At 73.0% G+C, this 23,804-nt stretch carries 23 protein-coding genes; 11 read left to right on the top strand and 12 right to left on the bottom strand.

Annotated features, from left to right (window positions below):
* Window positions 1-158: 158 nt before the first annotated feature.
* Window positions 159-1,736: an FAD-dependent oxidoreductase gene (locus tag ACU6P3_RS31045; protein ID WP_447195123.1), complete on the top strand. Its 1,578-nt coding sequence runs from the start codon at window positions 159-161 to the stop codon at window positions 1,734-1,736.
* A gap of 46 nt (window positions 1,737-1,782) precedes the next feature.
* On the opposite strand, the gene ACU6P3_RS31040 is transcribed toward ACU6P3_RS31045, so the two are convergent.
* From ACU6P3_RS31040 to ACU6P3_RS31030, 3 genes are read right to left on the bottom strand one after another with little or no spacing between them, the layout of a single operon-like run.
* Entirely contained in the window at window positions 1,783-2,874 is a 1,092-nt protein-coding gene (locus ACU6P3_RS31040; RefSeq protein WP_447195122.1) for an iron-containing redox enzyme family protein, read from the bottom strand.
* A complete protein-coding gene (locus ACU6P3_RS31035; RefSeq protein WP_447195121.1) occupies window positions 2,871-3,146 on the bottom strand; it encodes a CDGSH iron-sulfur domain-containing protein in 276 nt (91 codons plus the stop codon). Before ACU6P3_RS31035 ends, ACU6P3_RS31040 begins: the two co-directional genes overlap by 4 nt.
* Window positions 3,130-3,822: a HemK2/MTQ2 family protein methyltransferase gene (locus ACU6P3_RS31030; protein WP_447195120.1), complete on the bottom strand. Its 693-nt coding sequence runs from the start codon at window positions 3,820-3,822 to the stop codon at window positions 3,130-3,132. The genes ACU6P3_RS31035 and ACU6P3_RS31030 overlap by 17 nt, the downstream gene beginning before the upstream one ends.
* A 371-nt stretch (window positions 3,823-4,193) precedes the next feature.
* Between ACU6P3_RS31030 and ACU6P3_RS31025 the strand changes: the two genes are divergently transcribed.
* Complete coding sequence (locus ACU6P3_RS31025; RefSeq protein ID WP_447195119.1) at window positions 4,194-5,093, top strand: SDR family oxidoreductase; 900 nt, start codon at window positions 4,194-4,196, stop codon at window positions 5,091-5,093.
* A gap of 186 nt (window positions 5,094-5,279) precedes the next feature.
* Entirely contained in the window at window positions 5,280-5,528 is a 249-nt protein-coding gene (locus ACU6P3_RS31020) for a DUF5133 domain-containing protein (protein ID WP_447195118.1), read from the top strand.
* 73 nt (window positions 5,529-5,601) lie between these two features.
* Here ACU6P3_RS31020 and ACU6P3_RS31015 read toward each other — a convergent pair whose 3' ends face one another.
* Entirely contained in the window at window positions 5,602-5,823 is a 222-nt protein-coding gene (locus ACU6P3_RS31015; RefSeq protein WP_447195117.1) for a hypothetical protein, read from the bottom strand.
* A gap of 399 nt (window positions 5,824-6,222) precedes the next feature.
* Between ACU6P3_RS31015 and ACU6P3_RS31010 the strand changes: the two genes are divergently transcribed.
* Window positions 6,223-8,037, top strand: coding sequence for an APC family permease (locus ACU6P3_RS31010; RefSeq protein ID WP_447195116.1), 1,815 nt, complete (start codon window positions 6,223-6,225; stop codon window positions 8,035-8,037).
* Window positions 8,038-8,124: 87 nt separating this feature from the next.
* On the opposite strand, the gene ACU6P3_RS31005 is transcribed toward ACU6P3_RS31010, so the two are convergent.
* Window positions 8,125-10,548 carry a SpoIIE family protein phosphatase gene (locus ACU6P3_RS31005; RefSeq protein ID WP_447195115.1) on the bottom strand — a complete coding sequence of 808 codons (2,424 nt, stop codon included), beginning with the start codon at window positions 10,546-10,548 and terminating at the stop codon, window positions 8,125-8,127.
* A 296-nt stretch (window positions 10,549-10,844) separates the two neighbouring features.
* Between ACU6P3_RS31005 and ACU6P3_RS31000 the strand changes: the two genes are divergently transcribed.
* From ACU6P3_RS31000 to ACU6P3_RS30990, 3 genes are all read left to right on the top strand, one after another.
* Window positions 10,845-11,501, top strand: a complete 657-nt coding sequence (locus ACU6P3_RS31000; RefSeq protein ID WP_078854082.1) for a TetR/AcrR family transcriptional regulator — start codon at window positions 10,845-10,847, stop codon at window positions 11,499-11,501.
* Window positions 11,502-11,804: 303 nt separating this feature from the next.
* Window positions 11,805-12,584: an HAD family hydrolase gene (locus tag ACU6P3_RS30995; RefSeq protein ID WP_344268292.1), complete on the top strand. Its 780-nt coding sequence runs from the start codon at window positions 11,805-11,807 to the stop codon at window positions 12,582-12,584.
* Window positions 12,581-15,073, top strand: coding sequence for a glycoside hydrolase family 65 protein (locus ACU6P3_RS30990; protein WP_447195114.1), 2,493 nt, complete (start codon window positions 12,581-12,583; stop codon window positions 15,071-15,073). The genes ACU6P3_RS30995 and ACU6P3_RS30990 overlap by 4 nt, the downstream gene beginning before the upstream one ends.
* Before the next feature lie 95 nt (window positions 15,074-15,168).
* On the opposite strand, the gene ACU6P3_RS30985 is transcribed toward ACU6P3_RS30990, so the two are convergent.
* The 4 genes from ACU6P3_RS30985 to ACU6P3_RS30970 form a co-directional block, all read right to left on the bottom strand.
* Entirely contained in the window at window positions 15,169-16,344 is a 1,176-nt protein-coding gene (locus ACU6P3_RS30985; RefSeq protein WP_447195113.1) for an NAD(P)/FAD-dependent oxidoreductase, read from the bottom strand.
* Complete coding sequence (locus ACU6P3_RS30980; protein WP_447195112.1) at window positions 16,341-16,538, bottom strand: ferredoxin; 198 nt, start codon at window positions 16,536-16,538, stop codon at window positions 16,341-16,343. Before ACU6P3_RS30980 ends, ACU6P3_RS30985 begins: the two co-directional genes overlap by 4 nt.
* A 68-nt stretch (window positions 16,539-16,606) precedes the next feature.
* Window positions 16,607-17,836: a cytochrome P450 gene (locus ACU6P3_RS30975; protein WP_447195111.1), complete on the bottom strand. Its 1,230-nt coding sequence runs from the start codon at window positions 17,834-17,836 to the stop codon at window positions 16,607-16,609.
* A 30-nt stretch (window positions 17,837-17,866) separates the two neighbouring features.
* A complete protein-coding gene (locus tag ACU6P3_RS30970; RefSeq protein ID WP_447195110.1) occupies window positions 17,867-18,532 on the bottom strand; it encodes a TetR/AcrR family transcriptional regulator in 666 nt (221 codons plus the stop codon).
* Window positions 18,533-18,800: 268 nt separating this feature from the next.
* Between ACU6P3_RS30970 and ACU6P3_RS30965 the strand changes: the two genes are divergently transcribed.
* On the top strand, window positions 18,801-19,415 hold the full coding sequence (locus ACU6P3_RS30965) for an NIPSNAP family protein (protein WP_447195109.1): 615 nt from the start codon (window positions 18,801-18,803) through the stop codon (window positions 19,413-19,415).
* A gap of 224 nt (window positions 19,416-19,639) precedes the next feature.
* On the opposite strand, the gene ACU6P3_RS30960 is transcribed toward ACU6P3_RS30965, so the two are convergent.
* The 3 genes from ACU6P3_RS30960 to ACU6P3_RS30950 form a co-directional block, all read right to left on the bottom strand.
* The gene (locus ACU6P3_RS30960; RefSeq protein ID WP_447195108.1) at window positions 19,640-20,362 is read right to left on the bottom strand and encodes a (2Fe-2S)-binding protein; all 723 of its coding nucleotides are present in this window, start codon (window positions 20,360-20,362) and stop codon (window positions 19,640-19,642) included.
* A gap of 147 nt (window positions 20,363-20,509) precedes the next feature.
* The gene (locus ACU6P3_RS30955; protein WP_447195107.1) at window positions 20,510-20,908 is read right to left on the bottom strand and encodes a VOC family protein; all 399 of its coding nucleotides are present in this window, start codon (window positions 20,906-20,908) and stop codon (window positions 20,510-20,512) included.
* Window positions 20,905-21,207: an ArsR/SmtB family transcription factor gene (locus ACU6P3_RS30950; RefSeq protein ID WP_447195106.1), complete on the bottom strand. Its 303-nt coding sequence runs from the start codon at window positions 21,205-21,207 to the stop codon at window positions 20,905-20,907. Before ACU6P3_RS30950 ends, ACU6P3_RS30955 begins: the two co-directional genes overlap by 4 nt.
* Window positions 21,208-21,565: 358 nt before the next feature.
* Between ACU6P3_RS30950 and dhaK the strand changes: the two genes are divergently transcribed.
* From dhaK to ACU6P3_RS30935, 3 genes are all read left to right on the top strand, one after another.
* A complete protein-coding gene (gene dhaK / locus ACU6P3_RS30945) occupies window positions 21,566-22,558 on the top strand; it encodes a dihydroxyacetone kinase subunit DhaK (protein ID WP_352086767.1) in 993 nt (330 codons plus the stop codon).
* Window positions 22,559-22,651: 93 nt separating this feature from the next.
* Window positions 22,652-23,260, top strand: coding sequence for a dihydroxyacetone kinase subunit DhaL (gene dhaL / locus ACU6P3_RS30940; protein ID WP_447198135.1), 609 nt, complete (start codon window positions 22,652-22,654; stop codon window positions 23,258-23,260).
* Window positions 23,257-23,667 (top strand): PTS-dependent dihydroxyacetone kinase phosphotransferase subunit DhaM, encoded by a 411-nt coding sequence (locus ACU6P3_RS30935; protein ID WP_030740463.1) that lies wholly within the window; start codon window positions 23,257-23,259, stop codon window positions 23,665-23,667. The genes dhaL and ACU6P3_RS30935 overlap by 4 nt, the downstream gene beginning before the upstream one ends.
* Window positions 23,668-23,804 lie beyond the last annotated feature (137 nt).

Raw genomic sequence — 23,804 nt, 5'->3', positions numbered from 1 at the left:
CCACCGCCACGACCGGCACCCGCGGCCGGCGCACCGGCCGAGCAGCACCCGCGCACCGATGAGCACCCCGAACGGGCAACCGGTACGACAGCCCGGGCCGCGCCGGCCGCGCCCGCCCCCGACCGGCCGTCCACCGACCAAGAGACGAGGCACGCCCCATGCCGAATCCACCGCCGCTCCCCGGACACGACAACTCTTTCTGGATGGAGACCAGCGACACCACCTCATACCCGCCACTCGTCGAGGACATCACGGTCGACGTGGCCGTGGTGGGCGGCGGGATCGCGGGCCTGAGCACCGCCTGGGAACTCATCCGCGCCGGCCGTACGGTGGCCGTGCTGGAGGCCCGGCGGATCGCCGCCGGTGTCTCCGGCCACACCACGGCCAAGGTCAGCGCACTGCACACCCTCGTGTACGACCGGCTGCGCCGCACCCGGGGACCCGACGCCGCGCGGCTGTACGCGAGGTCGCAGCAGGAAGCCGTCGAGCGGGTGGCCGCGACCGTCACCGAACTCGGCATCGCGTGCGACTTCGAACGTGCCGCCGCCTTCACCTATGTCACCGACCCCACCGCGTGCGCCGGGATCGAGGCGGAGGCGCGGGCCGCCGCGGAGGCGGGGCTGCCGGCGACGTACGTACGGCGGACCGGCCTGCCGTTCGCCGTCGGCGGCGCGGTACGCGTGGAGGACCAGGCCCAGTTCCATCCCCGCAGGTATCTGCTGGCCCTGGCCGAGGACTTCCGGCGGCGGGGCGGGCTGGTCTTCGAGGACACCCAGATCACCGGTCTGTCCGAGGGCGACCACTGCCGGGTCACCGCCGGGTCGGGGCACACGGTGACGGCCCGGGACGTGGTCGTGGCCACCCACTACCCGGTCTTCGACCGGGCGCTGCTGTTCACCCGCCTCGCCCCGCACCGGGAACTGGCCGTCGCCGCTCCCCTGCCCGCCGGCCACGACCCGGACGGCATGTTCATCACCGAGGAGGAGGGCAAGCGCTCGGTGCGCACGGCCCCGGTGGACGGCGGCGGGCGGCTGCTCATCGTGACCGGTGAGAGCTTCACTCCGGGCACCGGAGACACCCGCGAGAGGTTCCGCCGCCTGGACGCCTGGATGCGGAAACACTTTCCGGTCGGGGACACGGCCTACCGCTGGGCCGCCCAGGACAACCACTCCACCGACACCGTCCCGCTCGTGGGCGCGTTCCACCCCGGCTCCCGGCACACCTACGTGGCCACCGGCTTCGGGGGCTGGGGCATGAGCGGGGGCGTCATGGCGGGGCGGCTGCTCACCGGCCTCATCACCGGCGACGCGCCTCCCTGGGCCGGGCTGTACGATCCCCGCCGGCTGCGGAGCGCGCTGCGCGGGGCACCCGCGATGCTCAGGGAACAGGCCAAGATCGCCCGGCACTTCGTCGAGGACCGGCTGCGTGCGGCGTCGGCCGACTCGGTGGCGCGGATCCCGCCCGGGACGGGCGCGGTGGTACGCGTCGGGGGGCGTCCGTGCGCGGTCCACCGGGACGCGGAGGGCACCGTGCGCGCGGTGTCCGCGCGCTGCACCCACCTCGGCTGCCTCGTGGCCTTCAACGCCGCCGAGACCGCCTGGGAGTGCCCCTGCCACGGGTCCCGCTTCGGTGTCGACGGCGCGGTGCTCCAGGGACCGGCGGTCCGGCCGCTGGAAGAGGTGGACGTGTCCGGGGCGGAGGACTCCGGGAGCGGCGCGCCGGCACCACCGCCCTGACGGCCGGGGCCGCCGGGGGGGAACCGGTGGCCCGGCGCGCCCGCGGTCAGCGGTGGGCGGTCGGTGGTCGGCGGTCCCGGGAGCGGCCCTCGGGGCCGGGCCGCACGGGCGGCGGTCCGAGGGGACGGCGCGGAGCGGTGCGGCCGGCGCGCCAGGCGGCCAGCAGGGACCGGCCGAAGCGGTCCTCCAGCAGCCCGGTGGCCTCGATCCCGAACACGACGTCCGGGGCGAGGTGTGGCTCGTCCGCCAGCAGTCCGCCGACCACGTCGTGGCGGACCACCTGTTCATGGACCGCGTCGGCCTCGACGTGCTCGTCGTAGAACCGCCGGGCGGCGAGCCCCGCCCCGGTGCGGCGCATGGCCCGCGCCAGCCGCCTGGAGCCGGGCGACGACGTCACTTCCACGGCCGCGAAGTGCCCCACCAGCGCGCCGCGCAGGCTCCGGTGCAGTCCGAGGAGCGACATCAGGTTCACCGTGGCCAGGGCCTCGGCGGTGCCCGCGTCGAGATAGCGGCCGTAGGCGGGGTCCAGTCCCAGGTCCGTCATCAGGTCCGCGAAGAGCCGGGCGTGCACGTCCTCGGCGCGGCCGGCGCCGAACTCGTCGTACTCGACGGCCACCATCGCGGCCTTGGCCCGTCCGCGCAGCCGGGGAATGACCCAGGCGTGCGGATCGGCCTCCTTGAGGTGGTACAGGGAGCGCAGGGCGGCGTACTCCCGCAGGTGGCCGAGCTGTCCCTCGTCCTGGAGGAAGTGAGTCACGCTGTTCCCGTCGTCCATGACGGGCTCGACGAGCAGGACGGCCATGGCCTCGGCCACGTCCCCGCCCGGCGGGAGGTCCGCGCGGAGAGCGGCCAGAAAACGCCTCTCCAGGTCTCCGCGCAGTCGCAACAGGCCGGGGTCCCACTCCACGCGGTCGTCCACGCGCGCGAATCCGCGATAGTGGAGTTCGTACAGCGTGTAGAGCGCGAGGTGCAGGTCCTCGCCGTAGGCGTCGGCGCGCTCGGTCTCCCGGGCCGGGGGAAGCACGGCGTGCGTACCGCGCAGCGCCCCGACGACCGCCGCCGACAGCGCGCCGCGGGGCTCGGGCAGCGGGGGCGACGGCGCGGGGGTGTCCGGACGCGTTCCCGAGGTCGCGGTCACGGCTCGACCTTCCCCTCGTCCGGCCGCTGCTCGTCCGGCCGCTGCTCGCCGGACCGCTCGGACCGCGTCTCCGCCGTGCCCACCCGTCGGCGGTGGCTGGTGTCGCACCAGGGGTAGGCGCGGCTGCGGCGGCAGGTGCAGATCGCGACGGTGAACCGTCGCGAGCACACCACGCTGCCGTCCTCCAGGACGACCTCCACCGGTCCCTCCACCAGGAGCGGCCCGGTCCGCCGCACGGTGACCCGCCGGGGGCGCTCAGACTCTCTCGGCACGGATGACCACCAGCTCTTCCCTCTCGTCACGGACATCCATCAGCCCCCGCTGCCTCAGCCAGTCCAGCCGCCCCCGGACCACCGGACCGAACGGGACGGAGGCACGGCCGCTGACGCCCGCGCGCAGTCCGGCCCGGGAGAGCCTTCGCACGCTCTCCTCCGGGTCGCACATGGCGGAGTGCACCATCAGCAGCACACCGTGCGGCCGCAGCACGGTGGGGGCCGCGGCACAGAGCCGGTCCACCAGCGCCCGGCCGTCGTGGCCCGCGTCCCAGGCCCGCGCGGGCCCGCGCCGGGGCAGCCGACCGGGAGCGGGCACGTAAGGCGGATTGCTCACCACCACGTCGAAGGACCGGCCCGGCAGCAGCGGCCGGTTCAGGTCGCCCCGCCGCACGGTCACGCGCTGCCGCGCGAGCAGGGCGTTCAGGCGCGCGGTCAGCACCGCGCGCCGGTCGACGTCGACCGCCGTCACGGTGGCGCCCAGCCGCGCCGCGTACAGCGCGAGGACTCCGCTGCCCGTGCCCACGTCGAGCACCTCCATGCCGGGGCGCACGCCCTCGGCCCGCATGGCGTGCGCGAGCAGACGGCTGTCGGACCGGGGCGCGTAGACGCCCGGCACCGTGAGGACCCTGCCGAGTCCGGCGGGGACCGGCGGGGGCGGGGCCACAGTCGTCATATCGCCACCTCCACTGCCTCCACTGCGGGGTCGACGTTCCCGTGTTCCGGCGGGACCCTGCCCGCTGCTTCCAGGCTCCACCTCGTGGCTGCCGGAAACCACTCCACCGGTGCCCGCGCGTTCCGCCGCCACCCCCGTGATCCCTCCTTCCGTCCGGCCCGGTCGGGCCCCGGTGGCGTGCGTGGGCTGCTCGGGAGACGTTTGTGAGGGGACCCGTCGGGCAACGGGAGGGGACCGTTTCGTCCGACACGGCGCCCAGGTCGGCGCCCCGCGCCGGGAGAGCGCGTCCGGTCCGGCCCCCGGGGCCGCCGGGCTTGCGGCCCCGGCCCCACCGGACGCGCCACAGCCGGAGAGAATCAGGAGCACGCGTGATGGCACATGACGAGCAGCGGCGGCAGGACCCCCAGGACCCGGTGACCAGGCACCCGCGCCCGGAGTTCCCCCAGCAGGAACAGGAGCACCCGGGCTGGACCGGTCCCATGGACCCGCCGCCGGACCACGGCGAGCACTCCTACCGGGGCCACGGCCTGCTCCGGGACCGGGCGGCCGTGGTGACGGGCGGCGACTCGGGGATCGGACGGGCGGTGGCACTCGCCTACGCGCGCGAGGGCGCCGACGTGATGTTCACGTATCTGCCCGAGGAACAGGACGAGGCACGGGAGACCGCGCGTCTGGTGGAGGACGCGGGCCGCAAGGCCGTCGCCGTCGCGTGCGACATCCGCGAGGAGGAGTCGTGCCGGGCGCTGGTCGAGCGCGCGGTCGCCGAGTTCGGGCGGATCGACGTGCTCGTCAACAACGCGGCCTACCAGATGTCCCAGCCGGACGGCATCGGCGAGATCACCACGGAGCAGTTCGACCGGGTGATGCGCACCAACCTCTACGGCATGTTCTGGCTGTGCAAGATGTCCCTGCCGCACATCCCCCGGGGCGGCTGCGTCATCAACTCGGCCTCGGTCCAGGCGTACAAGCCCAGCCCGCACCTGCTGGACTACGCGACGACGAAGGGCGCCATCGTCACCTTCACCCAGGGGCTGGCCCAGATGGTCGCCACGGACGGGATCCGGGTCAACGCCGTGGCCCCGGGGCCGGTGTGGACCCCGCTGATCCCTGCGACCCTGCCGGACACCAGGAAATTCGGCGAACAGGCACCGCTCGGGCGGCCCGCCCAGCCGGCCGAGATGGCTCCCGCCTATGTCTTCCTCGCCTCGCCGCAGGCGAGTTACATCACGGCGGAGATCGTCAACGCGACGGGCGGCACCCCGCTCCCCTGACCCGGCGGCGCTCCCCTGCCGGGTGGCACCGCGCTCCCGCGGTCGGCCGGTGGCGCGGCCGCGTACCGACGCCCCCCGGCCGGCGCCCCGTCGAAAAGTCCTGGCATACCGCGCGTTCCCCTGGGTACTCGGGCGTCAGCCCCGCGCTCCGGCGTGCGGCACGTCCCCGTGCGAAGGAGGAAAACTGTGCTGATGGCTCACCCCGCGGTGCTGCGCAACCTGGTCGAACAGTACGACGCGCTGCGCGTCCTGCACGCCGAGGACGGCTCCCCGGCGGTACGGCGGCGGATGGAGGACGTCGCCTACACACTCTGTGTCTCGACCGGCACCCGCGACATCGACGCGGCCCTGATCGCCGCCCGGCATCGGCTGCCCGGGGCGCGCACGGAGGACGACTCCCTGCTCGTGTCCGACGCGCCCCGCATCACGAGGTAGGAGGGACGACGGCAAGGAATGGGCCGCCGCCCCCCGCCCCCGCACGGTCGGGAGCGGGAGGCGGCGGCCGTGGTCACTTGCCGGCGGGGGCGAGCGCGGCGAGCGCCTGAGCCCAGCGGGCGTACTTCAGGTTGGCCAGATCCGCCACCGTCTTGATCCCGAACGCCTCCTCCAGCAGGGCGCCCTGCCGGTCCGACACGCCTTTCAGCGCGGAGACGGGCGCGTCGAGGACGGCGGGCAGGTCCTTGTCCGCCCACGCCTTGTCGAGCACCTTGTCGAGGTCGATCTGAGCCACTGCATCCTCCTGCTGTAACGAAACCCGCCGGTTCGCGGGACGGCCGCGGACGCGACCGCCGACAGAACTTCTACGGCGGTGTAGAGGTTCCCGGCCGGTACCGGGACCGCATACTTCCGGCCACCTGTCACCCCGGGCCCGACGGCCTCCGGCTCTCCGCCCGTCCGGAGCGACGACGGCCGCGCGGCCGCCCCCTGTCCGCACGGACGGCCGGTCACCGTCGGCGACCGCATGGGAGATTGCCGCGGTAGCCCCCGCGCGCTCGGACGGCCGTCAACACCTCGCGGCGCGGACCGCCACCTGGTACCCAGGGACGAGGGTCCCCGCGTGCGCGTGCGCGTGCGCGAGCGGGACGGACCGGCGCGGCCCCGCGCGCCCGCCGCATCGGGAGGGGCATCCATGACCTTCGGGCTGGCCCGCCGCCAGGTGCGGCCCGACGTGCCGCTGCGGCCGGGCGAGGGCTCCAGGAACCGGCTGACGAGCCTGGAGGGGCTCGCCGCGCTGTCCCTGGACGCGCTGAGCTCGGTGGCGTACGGGCCCGAGGCGATCGTGGTGGTGCTGGTCGCCGCGGGGACCGGGGCGCTGACGGCGACCCTGCCGATCACCCTGGTCATCGTGGGTCTGCTGGCGGTCCTGGTGGTCTCCTACAGCCAGGTGATCGCGGTGCACCCGGACGGCGGAGGCGCCTACGCCGTGGCCAAGAAGGACCTCGGGCCACGGGTGAGCCTCCTGGCGGCGGCGAGCCTGGTGGTGGACTACGTACTGACCGTCGCCGTGAGCCTGGCGGCGGGGGCCGCCAGTCTCGCCTCCGCCTTCCCCTCCCTCGCGCCGTACTCCCTGGAGGTCTGTCTCGGGGGGCTGGCCGTGCTCACGGCCCTGAATCTGCGGGGCGTCGCCGAAAGCGCGCGAGCGTTGATGCTGCCTGCCGCGGTGTTCGTCGTGAGTGTCCTCGGTGTCGTCGTGGTGGGGCTCGTCCGGTCCGGGCCGGTGGCCGTGGTCGGTGGCTCGATGACCTTTCCGGCCATGGAGGCCCTCGGCGTTCTGCTGCTGCTGAAGGCGTTCTCGGCCGGCTGCTCCGCGCTGACCGGCGTGGAGGCCATCGCCAACGCGGTCCCGGGGTTCCGTACGCCACGGGTCCGGCGCGCCCAGCGCACCGAGCTGATGCTGGGCGCGCTCCTGGGGGCGATGCTGCTCGGGCTGTCCCTGCTGATCCGCAGGGACCACGTGGCGCCGCGCGAGGGCGTCACCGTGCTGGCCCAGCTGACCGCGGGGGCGTACGGCACCGGCTGGGGGTACTACGCGACCAACATCGCGGTCACCCTCGTCCTCGGCCTCGCCGCCAACACCAGCTTCGGCGGGCTGCCGGTCCTGATGAGCCTGCTCGCCCGGGACAACCGGCTGCCCCACCTGTTCGGGCTGCGTGCCGAGCGGCCCGTGTACCGGTACGGGGTGGTCGCGCTGGCCCTGCTGGCGGCGCTGCTGCTGATCGCCGTCGACGCCGAGACACAGCGGCTGATCCCCCTTTTCGCCATCGGCGTCTTCATCGGCTTCACCATCAGTCAGACCGGCCTCGTCAGGCACTGGCTCACCACGCGACGTTCCGGCCGGATCGCCCGCGCGCTGCTCAACGGTCTGGGCGCGGTGTTGACGTCGGCGGCCGGCCTGGTCCTGCTGACGACCAAGTTCCTGGAGGGAGCGTGGGTGGTGGTGGTCGCCGTCCCGCTGCTGATGCTGCTGTTCGCCCGTGTCCAGCGCTACTACACGGCGGTCGGCGAGGAGTTGGGGCTGGGTAGGGTCCCCGGTCCGCCCGGGCGTACCGATTCGCTGGTCATCGTCCCGCTCGGCGAGGTCAGCGCGCTCGCCAGACGTGCCCTGACGGCCGCCCTCGCGCTGGGCGACGAGGTCGTGGCGGTCGCGGTCCACTCCGACCCCGAACGGGCCCGCGCCCTCCAGAACGCCTGGGCACGCTGGGACCCCGGGGTGCGTCTGGACATCATCGACAGCCCGCACCGGTCCCTGGTGCTGCCGATCGTCGCCTACGTCCGGCGGGTGGCGCGGGACGGCCGGCAGGTGGCCGTCCTGATCGCCGAGGTGGAACCGCGCCATCGCCGCTACCGGATCCTGCAGAACCAGCGCGGCATCCTGCTGGCCAGCGTGCTCAGGGCCCGTACGGACGTGGTGGTGTGCCTGCTGCCCTACCGGATCGACCTGTGAACCGTGCGGCTCCCTGCCGTGCCGCGGCGCGGGTCCGGCGCCCCCGTTCCCCGGGCGCGTGGGCGGGCGTACCGTGCGCCGGGCTCCTCAGTGGGGCGCGGCCAGGTTCTGCTCCGCCCAGATGATCTTTCCCGTCGGGGTGGGCCTGCTGCCCCAGCGGTCGGCGACCTGGGCGACCAGGAGCAGGCCGCGGCCCCCTTCGTCGAAGCTCTTGGCCCGCCGCAGATGCGGGGCGGTGGCGCTGGAGTCGGACACTTCGCAGATCAGGGTCCGGTCGACGATCAGACGCAGCTCGATCGGCGGGGCGGCGTGCCGGATGGCGTTGGTCACCAGCTCGCTGGTGACCAGTTCGGTGACGAAGGACGCCTCCTGGAGATTCCACGCGCTCAACTGCGCGAGGACCTCGTGGCGCAGCTCGGCGACCTGGGCGGGGTCGGCGGTGACGTTCCAGATGGCCGTGCGCGCGGGGTCCAGCACCTGAGTGCGGGCGAGCAGCAGCGCCGCGTCGTCGGAGGCTCCCTCGTCGGGGACCAGGGTGCGTACGAGGGTGTCGGCCAGCTCCTCGAGCGAGCCTGTCGGCCGGGTGGTTGTCTCGCGCAGCAGCCGGTGCCCTTCCTCGAAAGCGCGCTCACGGCTCTCGACCAGACCGTCGGTGTAGAAGGCGAGCGTGCTGCCCTCGGGCAGCACGCACACCGTCGTCTCGAAGGGCAGTCCCCCCACCCCGAGCGGCGGGCCGGCCGCCAGGTCGACGGCCAGCGGCGTCCGGTCGGGACCGACCACGACCGGGGCCGGATGTCCGGCCGAGGCCAGGGTGCAGTGCCGCGAGACGGGGTCGTAGACCGCGTAGAGGCAGGTGGCGCCGGATTCCTGCACCGGCGAGTCGGTGTGCTGCTCGCTGGACAGGCGGATGACCAGGTCGTCGAGGTGGGTGAGCAGTTCGTCCGGGGGAAGGTCCACGTCGGCGAGCGTGCGCACCGCCGTGCGCAGCCGGCCCATGGTGGCCGACGCCTGGACGCCGTGGCCCACCACATCGCCGATGACCAGGGCGACGCGCGCGCCGGAGAGCGGGATGACGTCGAACCAGTCGCCGCCGACTCCCGCCTCCGGTGAGGCGGGCAGGTACCGGTGGGCGACGCGCACCGCGGACGGCCGTACCGGCCCGTGCGGCAGGAGGCTGCGCTGGAGCGCGATCGCCGTGTCGCGCTCATGGGTGAAACGGCGGGCGTTGTCGATGCACACGGCCGCGCGGGCGGTGATCTCCTCGGCCAGCAGCACATCGTCGGACACGAAGGGATCGGGGCGCCCGAACCGGGAGAACACGACCACTCCGAGCGTCCCGCCCCGTGCCCTGAGCGGCACGGCCATGACAGAGCGGAAGTCGAACGCGGCGGCGCGGCGGTGCTGTTCGGGCTCGTGCTCGGCCCATCGGCGGGCGGCCGGGTCGGTGTGGCGGTGGACGACCGGCCGCCCCGACGCCAGACAGGCCGCGTGTGGGGCGAAGGGCCCGTAGGACTTGACGGCACCGACGGCGACCTGGGCCTCGGGGGCCCCTTCCCGGCGTGAGCGGTGCGCCACGCGGCACAGGGGTACCGTGCCGTCGATCGGGCCGACGGGGGCCTCGGCGCCCTGGGCCACCGGTTCGAGCAGGTCCACGCTCACGAAGTCGGCGAGGTGCGGGACGCAGACCTCGGCCAGTTCCTCGGCGGTCCGGGTCACGTCCAGGGTGCTGCCGATCCGGACGGACGCGTCGTTCACGAGCAGCAGCCGCCTGCGCGCCAGCGCCTGCTCGGTGATGTCGAAGGCGGCGAGGCACACCCCGTGCACCTCGCCGTCACCGTCCCGCAGCGGGGCGAAGCGGACGGACCAGTCGTGCTCGTTCGCCTCGCCGCCCGTCCGCATGAAGGTCCGTACACCGCGCCGGTCCCCGTCGGCCAGCGTGCGGTCGAGCTGCTCCTCCAGTTCGCGGCTCTTCCGTTTTCCACCGATCTCGGACAGCCGCAGCCCGCGGACCTCGTCCTCCGTCAGCCCCATGACGCGTTCCATCTCCCGGTTGGCGCTGCGCAGCCGCCCGTCCAGGTCGTATACGGCGACCGCACACGGGGACTGGCCGTACGCCCACTGCTCCAGACGGGCGTCGCCGGGCGCCCGGGCGGTTCCCTCCAGGGCGACGCACACGAGCCAGTCGGCGGCGGCACCGTCCTCCGCGGCCCGGTGGTGGACCACCAGGCGGGCCCGGACCGGGGCGCCGTCCCGGTGCCGCAGGTCCGTCCAGCCGCTCCACGGCGTACCGGGGGTTGTGTCGCGGGGGACGTCGCAGGAGGCGCCCTCGGCCAGGAACGCCGTGGCGGGGCGCCCCACGGCCTCGTGCGCGGGGTGTCCCAGCAGGCGCTCGGCGCCTTCGTTCCAGGCGGTGACGACCCCCGCGGCATCGATCGCGATGCGGGCGTTGGCGCGACCGTCCGGGGCGGGAGCGGGGGCTCGCCTGCCGTGAGGACGTTCTCGTTCGTTCATGGGCTGCGTCCCGACAGTGGGCTACCCGGCCAGATTAACCCCGCCCGCGCCTCCTCGACGCGCGTACGCCCGTTCGACCGGATGACCGGCGGAGACTCTCCCGCGCGCACCCGCCTCGCCGGGCACGATGACGGGGAGGGCAAGGACGAGGGGACCAGAGAACTCCGTACCGCCGGCCGACGGCGTGCGGTCGGACCGTCCACGGAACCGGCCCCGTCTGTAGATGGGTAGGCCAAGTAACACACTCGTTACCTCGTCGTCCGCACGGACGCCCTCCGCACGTTAGGCTCACCGGCATGACGACGGACGACCCCGGCGACGAGGGCGGGGGCACGGCCACCCGGCTCACGCGGACCCTCAGCGGTGGCCGCACGGCGCGGAGCGAGGACCGGCGCGCCGAGATCGTGCAGGCCGCCCTCGAAGTGATCGCCGAACGCGGTTACCGGGGCGCCTCCATGGCCGCCGTGGCGGAGCGCGTGGGCCTGACCCAACAAGGCCTGCTCCACCACTTCCCGTCCAAGGACGCGCTGCTGACCGCCGTGCTGGAGGCGCGGGACCAGTGGGACATGGCCTCCGCCGCGCTGCTGTCCACGACGGCCTGGCCGCTGGAGATGCTGGCGAGCCTCGTCGAGTACAACGCGACCCGCCCCGGCGTCGTCCAGGTCTTCACCGCGCTGGCCGGCGACAGCGTCACCGAGGACCATCCGGCGCGCCCTTTCTTCCGGGACCGCTACGGCACGGTCCGCGCCCGGGCCGCGATGTCGCTGCGGGCGGAGTACGGCGACGAACTCCCGAGCGGTCTCACCCCCGAGCAGGCCGCTCCCCTGCTGATCGCCGTGATGGACGGGCTCCAGGTGCAGTGGCTGCACGACCCGGAGTCCGTCGACATGGCGGCGGCGTTCCGTGCCTTCGTCGGCCTGTTGGAGGGACGGCCCCGGCCGGACGACGCTTGACGGGGCGTCCGCCGACCGCAGTACCGTGACAGACCCGGGGCGCGCGGCCCGGCCGGTCCGGTCCGCCGGGGTGAGGGAGGCGACCGCCCGCGGGGCCCCGGCCCCCGCCTTCTTCCCGGACGCCGGTCCGCCACGAGCGCACGCCGGCTCCGAACCCGGTCCGGGCGCGGCCACTTGGGATTCCGTCGTGGTACGCCGGGGCGGGGTCAAGACGGTACGTTGATCCAAGCGACACCCAGTTGTAACACCGCACCAAAACGCTCGTCGCGTGACACAGCGCAACACGGCACCAAGGAGAGAAGTTTGGGAACCGCGCCGCCCGCCGAAGGACAGTTGGCCAGGTGCCTCGGGGAGGTCGACGCCGTCCTGTTCGACCTCGACGGAGTCATCACTCCCACCTCGCTCGTGCATATGCGCGCCTGGTCCGAGCTGTTCACCCCGTTCCTCGCCGAACGCCGTGTCGAGCCGCCGTACACCGACCGCGACTACTTCGCGCACATCGACGGCAAGCCGCGGTACGAGGGAGTGCGGGCGCTGCTCGTCTCCCGCGGGCTGAGCCTGCCGTACGGCGACCCGTCCGACCCGCCGGACGCCGCGACCGTGTGCGGTCTGGGCAACCGCAAGAACTCTCTGTTCAACGAGGTGCTGCGGACCGAGGGCGTCACGGCGTACCCCGGTTCGGTACGGCTGATCGACGCGCTCGTCGCGGCCGGCCGCCGGATCGCCGTCGTGTCGAGCTCGCGCAACGCGCGGCCCGTCCTCGAAGCCGCCGGGCTGGCGGACCGGTTCGCCCTGGTGGTGGACGGCGTCACCGCCGCGGAGCGAGGGCTGCCGGGCAAGCCGGACCCCGCCACCTTCCTGTACGCGGCCGAGGAACTGGGCGTCCCGGCCGAGCGGGCGGCCGTGCTGGAGGACGCCGAGTCGGGCGTCACCGCGGGCCGCAAGGGCGGCTTCGTCCTGGTGGTCGGCGTCGACCGGGGCGCCGGCGCCGAGGCGCTGACCGAAGCGGGCGCGCACCAGGTCGTGGACGACCTCGACGCCCTTCTCCTGTGCAACGACGAGTCCGATGAGCAGCGTTCATGAACTTCGCACCATCCGCCAGCAGCGATCCCCTCGACCGTAACCGGTACCCGGCCGACGAATGGCGGCTCCGGGAGGTCATCTACGACGCCGCCGACCTCGGGCGCACCGAGACCCTGTTCGCCGTCGGCAACGGCTACCTCGGCCTGCGCGGCAACGCGGAGGAGGGCCGGGAGAGCCACAGCCACGGCACCTTCGTCAACGGCTTCCACGAGACGTGGTCCATCCGGCACGCCGAGGAGGCGTTCGGCTTCGCCCGGGTCGGCCAGACGATCGTCAACGCCCCCGACGCCAAGGTCCTGCGGCTGTACGTGGACGACGAGCCGCTGCTGCTGTCGGTCGCCGACCTGGAGTCCTATGAGCGCACTCTGGACTTCGCCGACGGAGTGCTCTCCCGTGAACTGGTGTGGTGCACGCCCGCAGGCAAGCGCGTGCACATCCGCTCGCGGCGCATGGTCTCCTTCACCCAGCGCCACCTGGCCGTCCTCACCTACGAGGTGACCATGCTGGACGCCGACGCCCCCGTCGTGCTCTCCAGCCAGATCCTCAACCGCCAGGACGGCCAGGACGAGTACGACGTGCCCTCGGCGGCGCTGGGCGAGGGGTTCGACCCCCGCAAGGCGCCGCGGTTCGACGGGCGGGTGCTCCAGCCCACCACGCAGGACTCCGGCGACGGCCGCTACGTCCTTGGCTACCGGTGCACGTCCTCCGGGATGACGCTGGCGTGCGCCGCGGACCACACGATCGAGACCGAGAACGAGTACGAGGAGCACGGCCACATCGAGGAGGACGTCGCCAAGCACGTCTACCGGGTGCGGGCACGCCGGGGCAAGCCGATCGTCGTCACCAAGGTGGTCAGCTACCACACCTCGCGCGGCGTCCCCGCCCTCGAACTCGCCGACCGCTGCCGCCGTACCCTCGACCGGGCGGCCGCCGAGGGAGCCGAGAAGCAGTTCGAGTCCCAGCGCGCCTGGCTGGACGACTTCTGGGCACGCAGCGATGTCTCGGTGGCGGGCCGGCCGGAGATCCAGCAGGCCGTGCGGTGGAACCTGTTCCAGCTGGCGCAGGCGACGGCCCGCGCCGACGGCCTCGGCATCGGGGCCAAGGGAGTGTCCGGCTCGGGCTACGAGGGGCACTACTTCTGGGACTCCGAGATCTATGTGCTGCCGTTCCTGACCTACACCTCGCCGCAGACGGCCCGCAGCGCGCTGCGCTTCCGGTACCTGATGCTGGACGCGGCCCGGCAGCGGGCGGCCGAGCTCAACCAGGAAGGCGCCCTGTTCCCGTGGCGCACGATCAACGGGCAGGAGGCGTCCGCCTACTACGCGGCCGGGACGGCCCAGTACCACATCGACGCGGACATCGCCCACGCCGTCCGGCAGTACGTCAACGCCACCGGTGACGAGGCGTTCCTCGCCCGCGAGGCGATCGACATCCTCGTCGAGACCGCCCGTATGTGGGCCGACCTCGGCTTCTGGCGGGGGACCGGCGCCGGCACGTTCCACATCCACGGGGTGACCGGGCCCGACGAGTACACGACCGTCGTCAACGACAGTCTGTTCACCAACCTGATGGCGCGGGCGAACCTCCGCTCCGCCGCCGAGGCGAGCCGCAAACTGCGCGACGACCATCCCCGGGAGTACGCCCGGATGACCGCGCGCCTGAACCTCACGGACGACGAGGTCGTCGAGTGGGGCAGGATCGCCGACCGGATGCACGTCCCCTACGACGCCAATCTCGGGGTGCATCCGCAGGACGCGCAGTTCCTGGAGAAGGAGCTGTGGGACCTGTCCCAGACGCCGGAGGAGAAGCGGCCGCTCCTGCTGCACTACCACCCGCTGGTGATCTACCGGTTCCAGGTGCTCAAGCAGGCCGATGTCGTGCTGGCGCTGTTCCTCCAGGGGGACCAGTTCACCCCGGAGGAGAAGCGCGCCAACTTCGACTACTACGATCCGCTGACGACGGGCGACTCGACCCTGTCGGCGGCCGGGCAGTCGGTGATCGCCTCCGAGGTCGGCTACCAGGACCTGGCGATCAAGTACTTCACCTCCTCCCTCTTCGTCGACCTGGCCGACCTGCACCGCAACAGCTCCGACGGGGTGCACGTCGCGTCGGCCGGCGGGGTGTGGACGGCGCTCGTCAACGGCTTCGGCGGCATGCGTGACCACGGGGAGACGGTGACGCTCGATCCCCGGCTGCCCGAGGAGTGGGAGCAGCTGACCTTCCGGCTGACGCTGCGCGGCACGCGGGTACGGGCCGACATACGGCACGGTGAGCTGACCCTGACCGTGGAGGACGGCGACAAGGCCACACTCGTCGTGCGCGGGCAGGAGGTCACGGTGGGGCCGCAGGCCCCGGTGACCGTGGCGCTCGCACCCACGCCACGGCTGGCCGGCGCGCCCACCGTACGGGACATCGTCGGCAGCCGGCGTCCGGACGGGACCGTGATGACGGCCACCGTGCCCGACAGCCGGGAGGCCGAACCCGTCTGATCCGTGTGGGGGCGCGGGAGCGCGCCCCCACGGAACGGAGAGACCGGCTTCCCTCGCGCGGCGGGGGAAGCCGGTCTCTCTGTCGGCGGGGCGGGTCAGTTCACGGAAACGGCTCCCATCGCGTCGTGCCAGGGGGTGCGGGTGGTGATGGCCTGGCGCCAGGAGCGGATCGTTTTGGGCGGCATGCCGACCGCGAGCGCCCCGGACACATGGTCCCCGGTGCGGTAGACGGCAAGGAACCGGCCCGAGGCAAGGTCCCCTTCGGCCACGGTCACCTCGTCGTGGCCCCGCGGATAGCCGTAGGCCTGGATCTTCATGTCGTACTGGTCCGACCAGAAGTACGGCACCGGCGCGAACGGCTTGCCCGCCTCGGGCCGCAGCAGGTTACGGGCGGCGGCCATGCCCTGCTCGGCCGCGTTCGTCCGGTGCTCGATCCGCATCGCCACCCCGAACAGCGGATTGTGCCAGCGCGCGACGTCCCCGGCCGCGTACACGCCCGGCGCGGCCCGGCAGTACGCGTCGCACACCACACCGTCCTCCACCGTCAGACCACTGCCGTCGAGCCACTCGGTGTTCGGCAGCGAACCGGCCGCGACCAGGACCTCGTCGGCCTCGACCACCGTGCCGTCCGCCAGCCGCACCCCGCCGGCGCCCGCCTCCACCACGGTGACCCCGGTCCGCAGATCCACCCCGTGCTCCAGATGGGCCCGCGACAGCACACGGCCCACCGACTCGCCGACAGCGTGCGCCAGCGGCACCGGAGCCGGCTCCAGCAGGGTCACCCGGGCACCCAGCCCACGCGCCACGGCGGCGGCCTCCGCCCCGAGGAACCCGGCCCCCACCACCACCAGATGCCGTCCCGCCGCCAGCCGCCCGCGCAGCGCGAGCGCGTCGTCCAGGGTTCGCAGAACGTGCGCGCCCTGGCCGGGCAGCCGGCGCGGACGCACCCCCGTCGCCACGACCAGCCCGTCGTAGGCCACCGACGTCCCGTCCGCCAGCCGCACCGTACGGCCCGCCGTGTCCAGCCCGGCGGCGGCCACCCCCAGCCGCAGGTCGAGGCCGAGCGCGTCCAGGTCGGCCGGGGTGCGCAGGCGCGGCCGGTCGGCGTCCCACTGACCGGCCAGCACCTGCTTGGACAGCGGCGGCCGGTCGTAGGGCGGATGCGGCTCGTCGCCGATGAGGGTGAGCGTGCCGTCGTAGCCCTCGCGGCGCAGGGTCTCGGCCGCCGCGAGCCCGGCGGCCGATCCCCCCACGATCACGTACCGCGTCACCCCTCCACCAGCCGGATCGCCGCCGCCGGACAGATCGCCACGGCTTCCCGGACCGCGTCCAGGAGTTCGGCACCGGGTGTCTCCTCCAGCAGGACCGCGACACCGTCCTCGTCACGCTGGTCGAACACCTCCGGCGACGCCATCACACACTGCCCCGACGCCACGCACTTCGGCTCGTCCAATTCCACACGCATGTTCTGTCCTTCTTCTCGCTCATCTTCGGGTACGGGACTGAGGGCCCTGTCCGGCCGTCAGAGGTGGTTCACCAGGCCACCGGAAGCTCGTAGACACCGTAGACGGACCCGTCGTGCTTGAACGGGATCTTCTCCAGTCCGGTGGCCAACCGCAGGGTGGGGATCCGGCGGTAGAGCGTGCTGTAGACGACCTGGAGCTCCATCCGGGCCAGCGGCTGGCCCAGACACTGGTGCACACCGAAACCGAAGGCCACATGGCGACGGGCGTCGCGCCGGAGGTCCAGCCGGTCGGGGTCGGCGAAGACCTCGGGGTCCCGGTTCCCGATTTCGTTGGGCACGATGATCCCCTCGCCCGCGCGGATGGTCTCCCCGGAGATCTCGATGTCCTCCAGCGCCAGCCGGCGCCGCCCGCCGTGCGTGATGTTGAGGTAGCGCAGCAGTTCCTCCACCGCCGAGGCGACCAGCTTGGGGTCGTCGGTCTCCCGCAGCAGAGCGAGCTGGTCGGGGTGTTCCAGGAGGGCGAGGGTGCCGAGCGCGATCATGTTCGCGGTGGTCTCGTGGCCGGCGAGCAGAAGCAGCACCCCCATCTGGGCCGCCCCATCACGGGTCAGTTCACCCGATTCGATCCGCGGGACCAGTCCGGAGAGGAGGTCGTCGACGGGGTGGGCGATCTTCTCGCCCAGCAGCTCGTCCAGGTAGTCGGTCAGCCGCTTCATGGCGCCCCACCGCTCCTCGGGGTCCACGTCCCGCGTGATGAGGACCCTGCTGTTGGACTGGAAGAAGTCGTGGTCGGCGTACGGCACACCGAGCAGTTCGCAGATCACCAGCGAGGGCACGGGCAGGGCGAACGCCTCCACCAGGTCCACCGGGTTGGGGCCGGCGAGCATGGTGTCGATCAGGTCGTCGACGATCTTCTGCACGGCGGGCCGCAGCGCGTCCACCCGTTTGATGGCGAACGGAGCCGTCACCATGCGCCGCTGCCGGGAGTGCTCCGGGTCGTCCATCGTGATGAAACTCAGTCCGGTGCTCCCGCTCCTGACCGGTGCCTGGTTCGGGAAGCCCGGCCGGGTGACCTCGGAACTGACCCGCGCGTCCCCCAGCAGCGCCCGCTGTTCGGAGTACCGGGTCACCAGCCACGGCGTGCTGCCGTCCCACAGCCGGACCTTCCTGAGCGGCCCTTCCCGCTGCTCGTCCCGCAGCGCCGGGGGCGGATCGAAGGGGCACTTCGCGGCCCTGGCCATCGGGAACTCCGGGATCCGGGCCGTGCGCTCGTCCGCCGGGTTCGCTGTGCTGGTCATGCCGGTTCCTCGATTCGTCATCGGTTCTCCTCAGTCGTCCTTCGCCACACGGTCGCGCGTGACGGGCGCCAGCCACATTCCGACGATCGCGTCGATCAGGCCGGAAGCGGCGTCGTGCCAGTTGGACCAGGGGGTGTGGGTACTCTCGGCGAGCGCGTGTTCCCGTTCGGCGGTCGTGTGGATGAGCAACTGGCGTGCCATGGCGGCGCGTTCGGCGCCCACCTCGGCCGGCAGGTCCGGCAGGCAGCGGCGCAGGCCCTCGACGGTTCTCTGGAGCGACGGGGAGGCGAGCGACTCCTCGAACATGATCTGGCGCAGCGCGGGGTCGGTCAGCACCTGGGCACAGAAACGCCCGTACCAGGTGGGGCTGCCCAGTGCCGCCAGATGCTCATGGGTCGGGCGCACCAGGCAGGCCACCCAGTCCCGCAGCTCGGCGGAGTCGCCGATCCGCGCCAAGAGCTTGACGCGCTGTCGCTCGATGGGTTCGGCGTGCCTGCGCACGACGGCTCGCACCAGATCGGCCTTGGTGCCGAAGTGGTAGCCGACCGCGGCGTTGTTGCCCTGCCCCGCGGCCTCGCTGACCTGCCGGTTGGACACCGCGTACACGCCGCGCTCGGCGAACAGCCGTTCCGCGGCCGTCAGGAGCAGCTCCCGGGTGACGCTCACCTGTTCGGCCCGAACGGTTCCGCCGGCCATGGTCACCACACCCGCGCGCCGTCGTTCGAATCCATGCGAACCTCCTCCGGTCCGGCCGTCGGCCCGCCTTCAGGTAACCCGACCGAGCCAAGCTAAGTCAAGCGACTGATTTAATTCAGCCATTGACCGGGTTCGCGGTTTCACCGTCGCGGACCCTGGTGGTTCACGCCTTGGTGAGACGATGCGCCGCCGAACGATCACCGAAGCCGGGACAAGGAGCCCGCCCGACGTGTGGGCGGCGGCACCGACACCAGACGGGAGACCCACCATGCTCTACGAACTCGCGACCCTCTCGCTCAAGCTGCGCACGATCCCGACGGCCTTGCCCGCATTGGAGGCCTACACGAGGAGCGAGAGCACCGGCGGCCGGCTGCTCGGCTGCTGGGAACCCGAACACGGCGTCATCGTCGGGCAGCTGATCCTCCTGCGCGGCTTCGAGAGCGCCGAGGAACTCGCGGAGGAGCGGCGGCGCGTTCTCGCCGACCCCGACCCGTTCGGCATCGGTGAGCACCTGACCGCCTACCAGGTGGAAAGCTACGCCCCGTTCGCCTTCCTGCCACCGGTCGAGCCGGGTCGGTACGGCTCCGTGTACGAGTTCCGCACCTACCACCTCAAGGTCGGGGGTCTCGTCCCCACGATGGCCGGATGGGAGGCCGCCGTGCCGGAGCGCACCCGCCTGTACCCGCTGACGACAGCCATGTACGGCCTGGACGGCGTCCCCCGCATCACGCACATCTGGCCCTTCCCCGGCCTCGACGCCCGGCTGGAGATCCGCCGGGACTCCTACGAACGCGGGATCTGGCCCCCGGAGAACGGCCCGGAGAACATCGCCCACGCCACATCCACGATCGCCCTGCCCACCTCCATCTCCCCACTGTGCTGACCCGCCCGAGGCCTTTCGCCGACGGCGTCGGCGAAGACGCGTCGGTGGTGGTGGCCGTGCCGGGCGGCGTCGTACGACGTCCTACGACGCTCGACTGAACAGACTCCCGACCCGGCCGGAACTCATCGCGGCAGGCGCTCCCCCGGCCGACTCGCGCGGACGGGCCACGTCGTACGCGTCCTCGATGGGGTCGCCTCCTCCGCGCCGTGTCCCCGGGGACCTTGTCAACGCCGTCCGGGTGAGGGTGAGGACCGTACGTCCCGTCCGGCCAGGCAGCAGTCGCCGCACTTCGCGCCGTCCGGCGCGCGGTAGTAGAGGCAGCAGCTGCGGCGGCGGAAGGTGAGATCCGGTCCGGTGAGACGTCCGGTCCCGACGAGCCGTCCGGTGTTCAGCAGTTCGACCGTGAGGCTGGTGAGCGGCTCGCGCAGGCCGGGACGGGCCGTCAGGAGGACGTGCGCCGCGCCGACGAGCGCGGAGGCGGCGTTCCCGTCCAGCAGGCGCGGGGCGATCTTGACGCGGAGCCCGGCCGCGAACCCCCGCAGTTGACGCGTCACCTGCTCGCTCAGGGCGAGGGCGGGGTCGGGCAGCCGGTCGGCGTGCCAGCCGGCGGGGCGGGGCAGACGGAGCGCCGGTCCGTCGTCGGCCCGCTGCAGGCCGCCCAGGTCCGGGACGATCCCGTGCAGAGCCACACAGGCCAGGGCGGGCGACCACAGGCGTGCCGCGTGCCCGAGATGGGCGACGGACACGCCGACTCTCGGTTCCCGTGCGCGGTACCGGCGGGTGACGGCCTCGGCCAGGTCGGTGAATCCGCACGCGTAGAAGTCGCCGACGGGGTGCCAGCCCTCGTCCCGGCCGCCTGTGGGCAGGACGAAGAAGCCGCCGAGAGCCGCCACGTCGTCCAGGGCGGCGGTGACCTCCTCGGCAGTCGCCCTCGCGGAATCGGTCACGTCGGGGTCACTTCCTTCCCTGCGTGGGCACTTCCCTGAGTGGGCGGCCCGATGCGCTGCCCTGTCCGCGTTTCAGCACCTCACTCGGCGATCGGCGGATCAGCGGGTCCGATGTCCGGCCGCGAGCGGCCGCCCCCGCCCGACCGCCTACCGCGACTGCGCCGCGCTCGCGATCTGGATGAGGTTGCCGCACGTGTCGTCGAAGACGGCGGTGGTGACGGGGCCCATGTCCAGGGGCTCCTGGGTGAAGCGCACGCCGAGGCCGCGCAGACGCTCGTACTCCGCCGTGACGTCGTCGACGGCGAACTGCGCGAGCGGGATGCCGTCCTTGACGAGCGTGTCGCGGTAGGTCGCGACGATCGGGTGGCCGGCGGGTTCCAGGAGGAGTTCGGTACCGCCGGGCTCCTCGGGCGAGACGAGGGTCAGCCACCGGTCCTTCTCGCCCACCGGGACGTCGTGCTTCTTCACGAAGCCGAGGATCTCGGTGTAGAAGCGCAGGGCCTCGGCCTGGTCGTCGACGAAGACGCTGGTCAGGTGGATCTTCATGGGGCGCTCTCCTTCGGTCCCGACGTGCCGGGTACGAGCCATCGCTCGGCGATCTGCCGCAGCGGACCTGTGTTCAGGTCGTGGAACTTGCAGCGGCCCTCCCGCCTGGTCTCGACGAGCCCGGCGGCCTCCAGCACGGCGAGGTGCTGGGAAACCGCCTGGCGCGAGATGCCGAGCCGGTGCTTCACGCTCAGCCGCGAGCAGATCTCGAACAGCGTCTGTCCGGACTTCTCCGTGAGCTCGTCGAGGATGGTCCGGCGGGTGGGGTCGGCCAATGCTTTGAAGAGGTCGTCGGCCACGACCACAGGATAGGCAACCACTCACTTGCCTATCAAGCCGAGGCGGGCCGGCCTGTTCCGCGGCGGCCGACGACCGGCTCCGGGGACCGGCACGCGTCCCGCCCCGCGATCACGTCGTAGGCCGTGCCACTTGGTCGGGTTCGATCGATACTGGAGCTGGGCGGCCGACCGTCGCGCCGTACCGCCGCACAGGAAGCTGACCACTCATCAGGCATGGTCGGTACGAGGTCGGCCTCAATTCCGCCGGGCCCCGCTCCGACTCGCCGGGAACAACCAAGATCACGAAGCATCCATACGCGATCCGGCCTGTGGAAACGCCGGTCGGAGGCGCGGCTGCTCACCAACCTGGGAGGCACCCTTGAAGTCGCTGATCAATGTGCCCGAGACCGTGGTCGCCGATGCGCTGCGGGGCCTCGCCGCCGCGCATCCAGGGCTCGCGGTCGACGTGGACAACCGGGTGGTGGTACGGCGGGACGCACCGGTCGCCGGCAAGGTGGGCCTCGTCTCCGGGGGCGGATCCGGGCACGAGCCGTTGCACGGCGGGTTCGTCGGGCCCGGGATGCTCTCCGCCGCCTGCCCCGGTGAGGTCTTCACCTCCCCCGTGCCCGACCAGATGGTCCGGGCGGCGGCGGCCGTCGACAGCGGGGCCGGGGTCCTGTTCGTCGTCAAGAACTACACCGGTGACGTCCTGAACTTCGACATGGCCGCCGAGCTGGCCGAGGACGAGGGTATCCAGGTCGCGAAAGTGCTGGTCAACGACGATGTGGCGGTGACGGACAGCCTGTACACGGCGGGGCGGCGCGGCACCGGCGCGACGCTGTTCGTCGAGAAGCTGGCCGGAGCGGCCGCCGAGGAGGGGGCGCCGCTGGAACGGGTCGAGGCGATCGGCCGGCAGGTGAACGAGCGCGCGCGGAGCTTCGGCGTGGCCCTGACCGCCGTCACCACGCCCGCCAAGGGGAGCCCCACCTTCGACCTCCCCGAGGGCGAGCTCGAACTGGGCATCGGCATCCACGGCGAGCCCGGCCGCGAGCGGCGCGCCATGATGACCGCGCGCGAGATCGCCGACTACGCCGTGGACGTGGTGCTGGCGGACCTGCGGCCCACCGGCCCGGTCCTGGTGCTGGTCAACGGGATGGGCGGGACGCCGCTGCTGGAGCTGTACGGGTTCAACGCGGAGGTCCGGCGGGTCCTGGACGAACGCGGCGTCGTGGTGGCCCGTACCCTCGTCGGCAACTATGTGACCTCGCTCGACATGGCGGGCTGCTCGGTGACGCTCTGCCAGGTCGACGAGGAGCTGCTGCGGCTGTGGGACGCGCCGGTCGAGACCCCCGCGCTCCGCTGGGGCCGTTGAGCACGCTCCGGAAGGGGCAGGTGTCGTGGCGGAGCGGCCGGAGAACGGCCCACGGGGAGAGGAGATCACGTGACCGACCAGAATGGCGGCCCGGTGCTGGACACCGCCTTCTTCCGTCGCTGGCTGGCCGCCATGGCCGCCGCGGTGGAGCGTGCGGCGGACCGGCTCACCGAGCTGGACTCGGCGATCGGGGACGCCGACCACGGCAGCAACCTCCAGCGCGGTTTCCGGGCCGTGACGACGGCCCTGGAGAAGGACGTCCCGGCCACCCCCGGCGCCGTCCTGACGCTGGCGGGACGGCAGCTCATCTCCACGGTGGGCGGGGCGTCCGGGCCGCTGTACGGAACGCTGCTGCGGCGGGCGGGCAAGGCGCTCGGGGATGCCGCCGAGGTGACGCCGGCGGAGCTGGCCGAGGCCTTGCGGGCCGGCGTCACCGGGGTCGCGCAGCTGGGCGGGGCGAAGGCCGGGGACAAGACGATGCTGGACGCGCTGGAGCCCGCGGCCGAGGCGCTCGGCACGTCATTCGCGGCGGCGGCCGAGGCGGCGGACCGGGGCGCGCTCGCCACCGTACCCCTGCTGGCGCGCAAGGGCAGGGCGAGTTATCTGGGCGAGCGGAGCATCGGGCACCAGGACCCCGGTGCCACGTCGTCCGCCCTGCTGATCACCACCCTCGCGGCGACGGCGGAGGAGGCGGCCCGATGAACACCGGCGCTCCGGTCGGGATCGTGCTCGTCTCCCACAGCGGACCGGTGGCCACGGCCGTCGCCGAGCTGGCGCGCGGGCTGGCGGGCGGCGGGACGACGGCCCCGGTGGCCGCGGCGGGGGGCACCCCGGACGGCGGACTGGGGACCAGCGCTGAGCTGATCTCGGCGGCGGCCGAGGAGGTGGACCGGGGTGCGGGGGTCGCCATCCTGGTGGACCTCGGCAGCGCCGTACTGACGGTGAAGGCGCTGCTCGCCGAGGGGGACGAGCTGCCACAGGGCGCGCGGCTGCTGGACGCGCCCTTCGTGGAGGGAGCGGTCGCCGCCCTGGTCGCGGCGTCGGCGGGGGCGGACCTGGACGCGGTGGAAGCGGCGGCGTCGGAGGCGTACCAGTACCGCAAGGAGTGAGGGGGCCTTTCACCGTGCCCGTCCGGGTCGCGTCGGCCGCCCCGGAAGCGACACCACGCCTCGAACACGGCCGGAACGACGCGAAGTCGTCGTGTTCCCGCACCGTCGTCGCCGGGATACTGAACGTCACGGATCAG

This window comes from Streptomyces hebeiensis (genome assembly GCF_052983195.1).
This window is presented reverse-complemented; position numbering and strand designations above follow the sequence as displayed.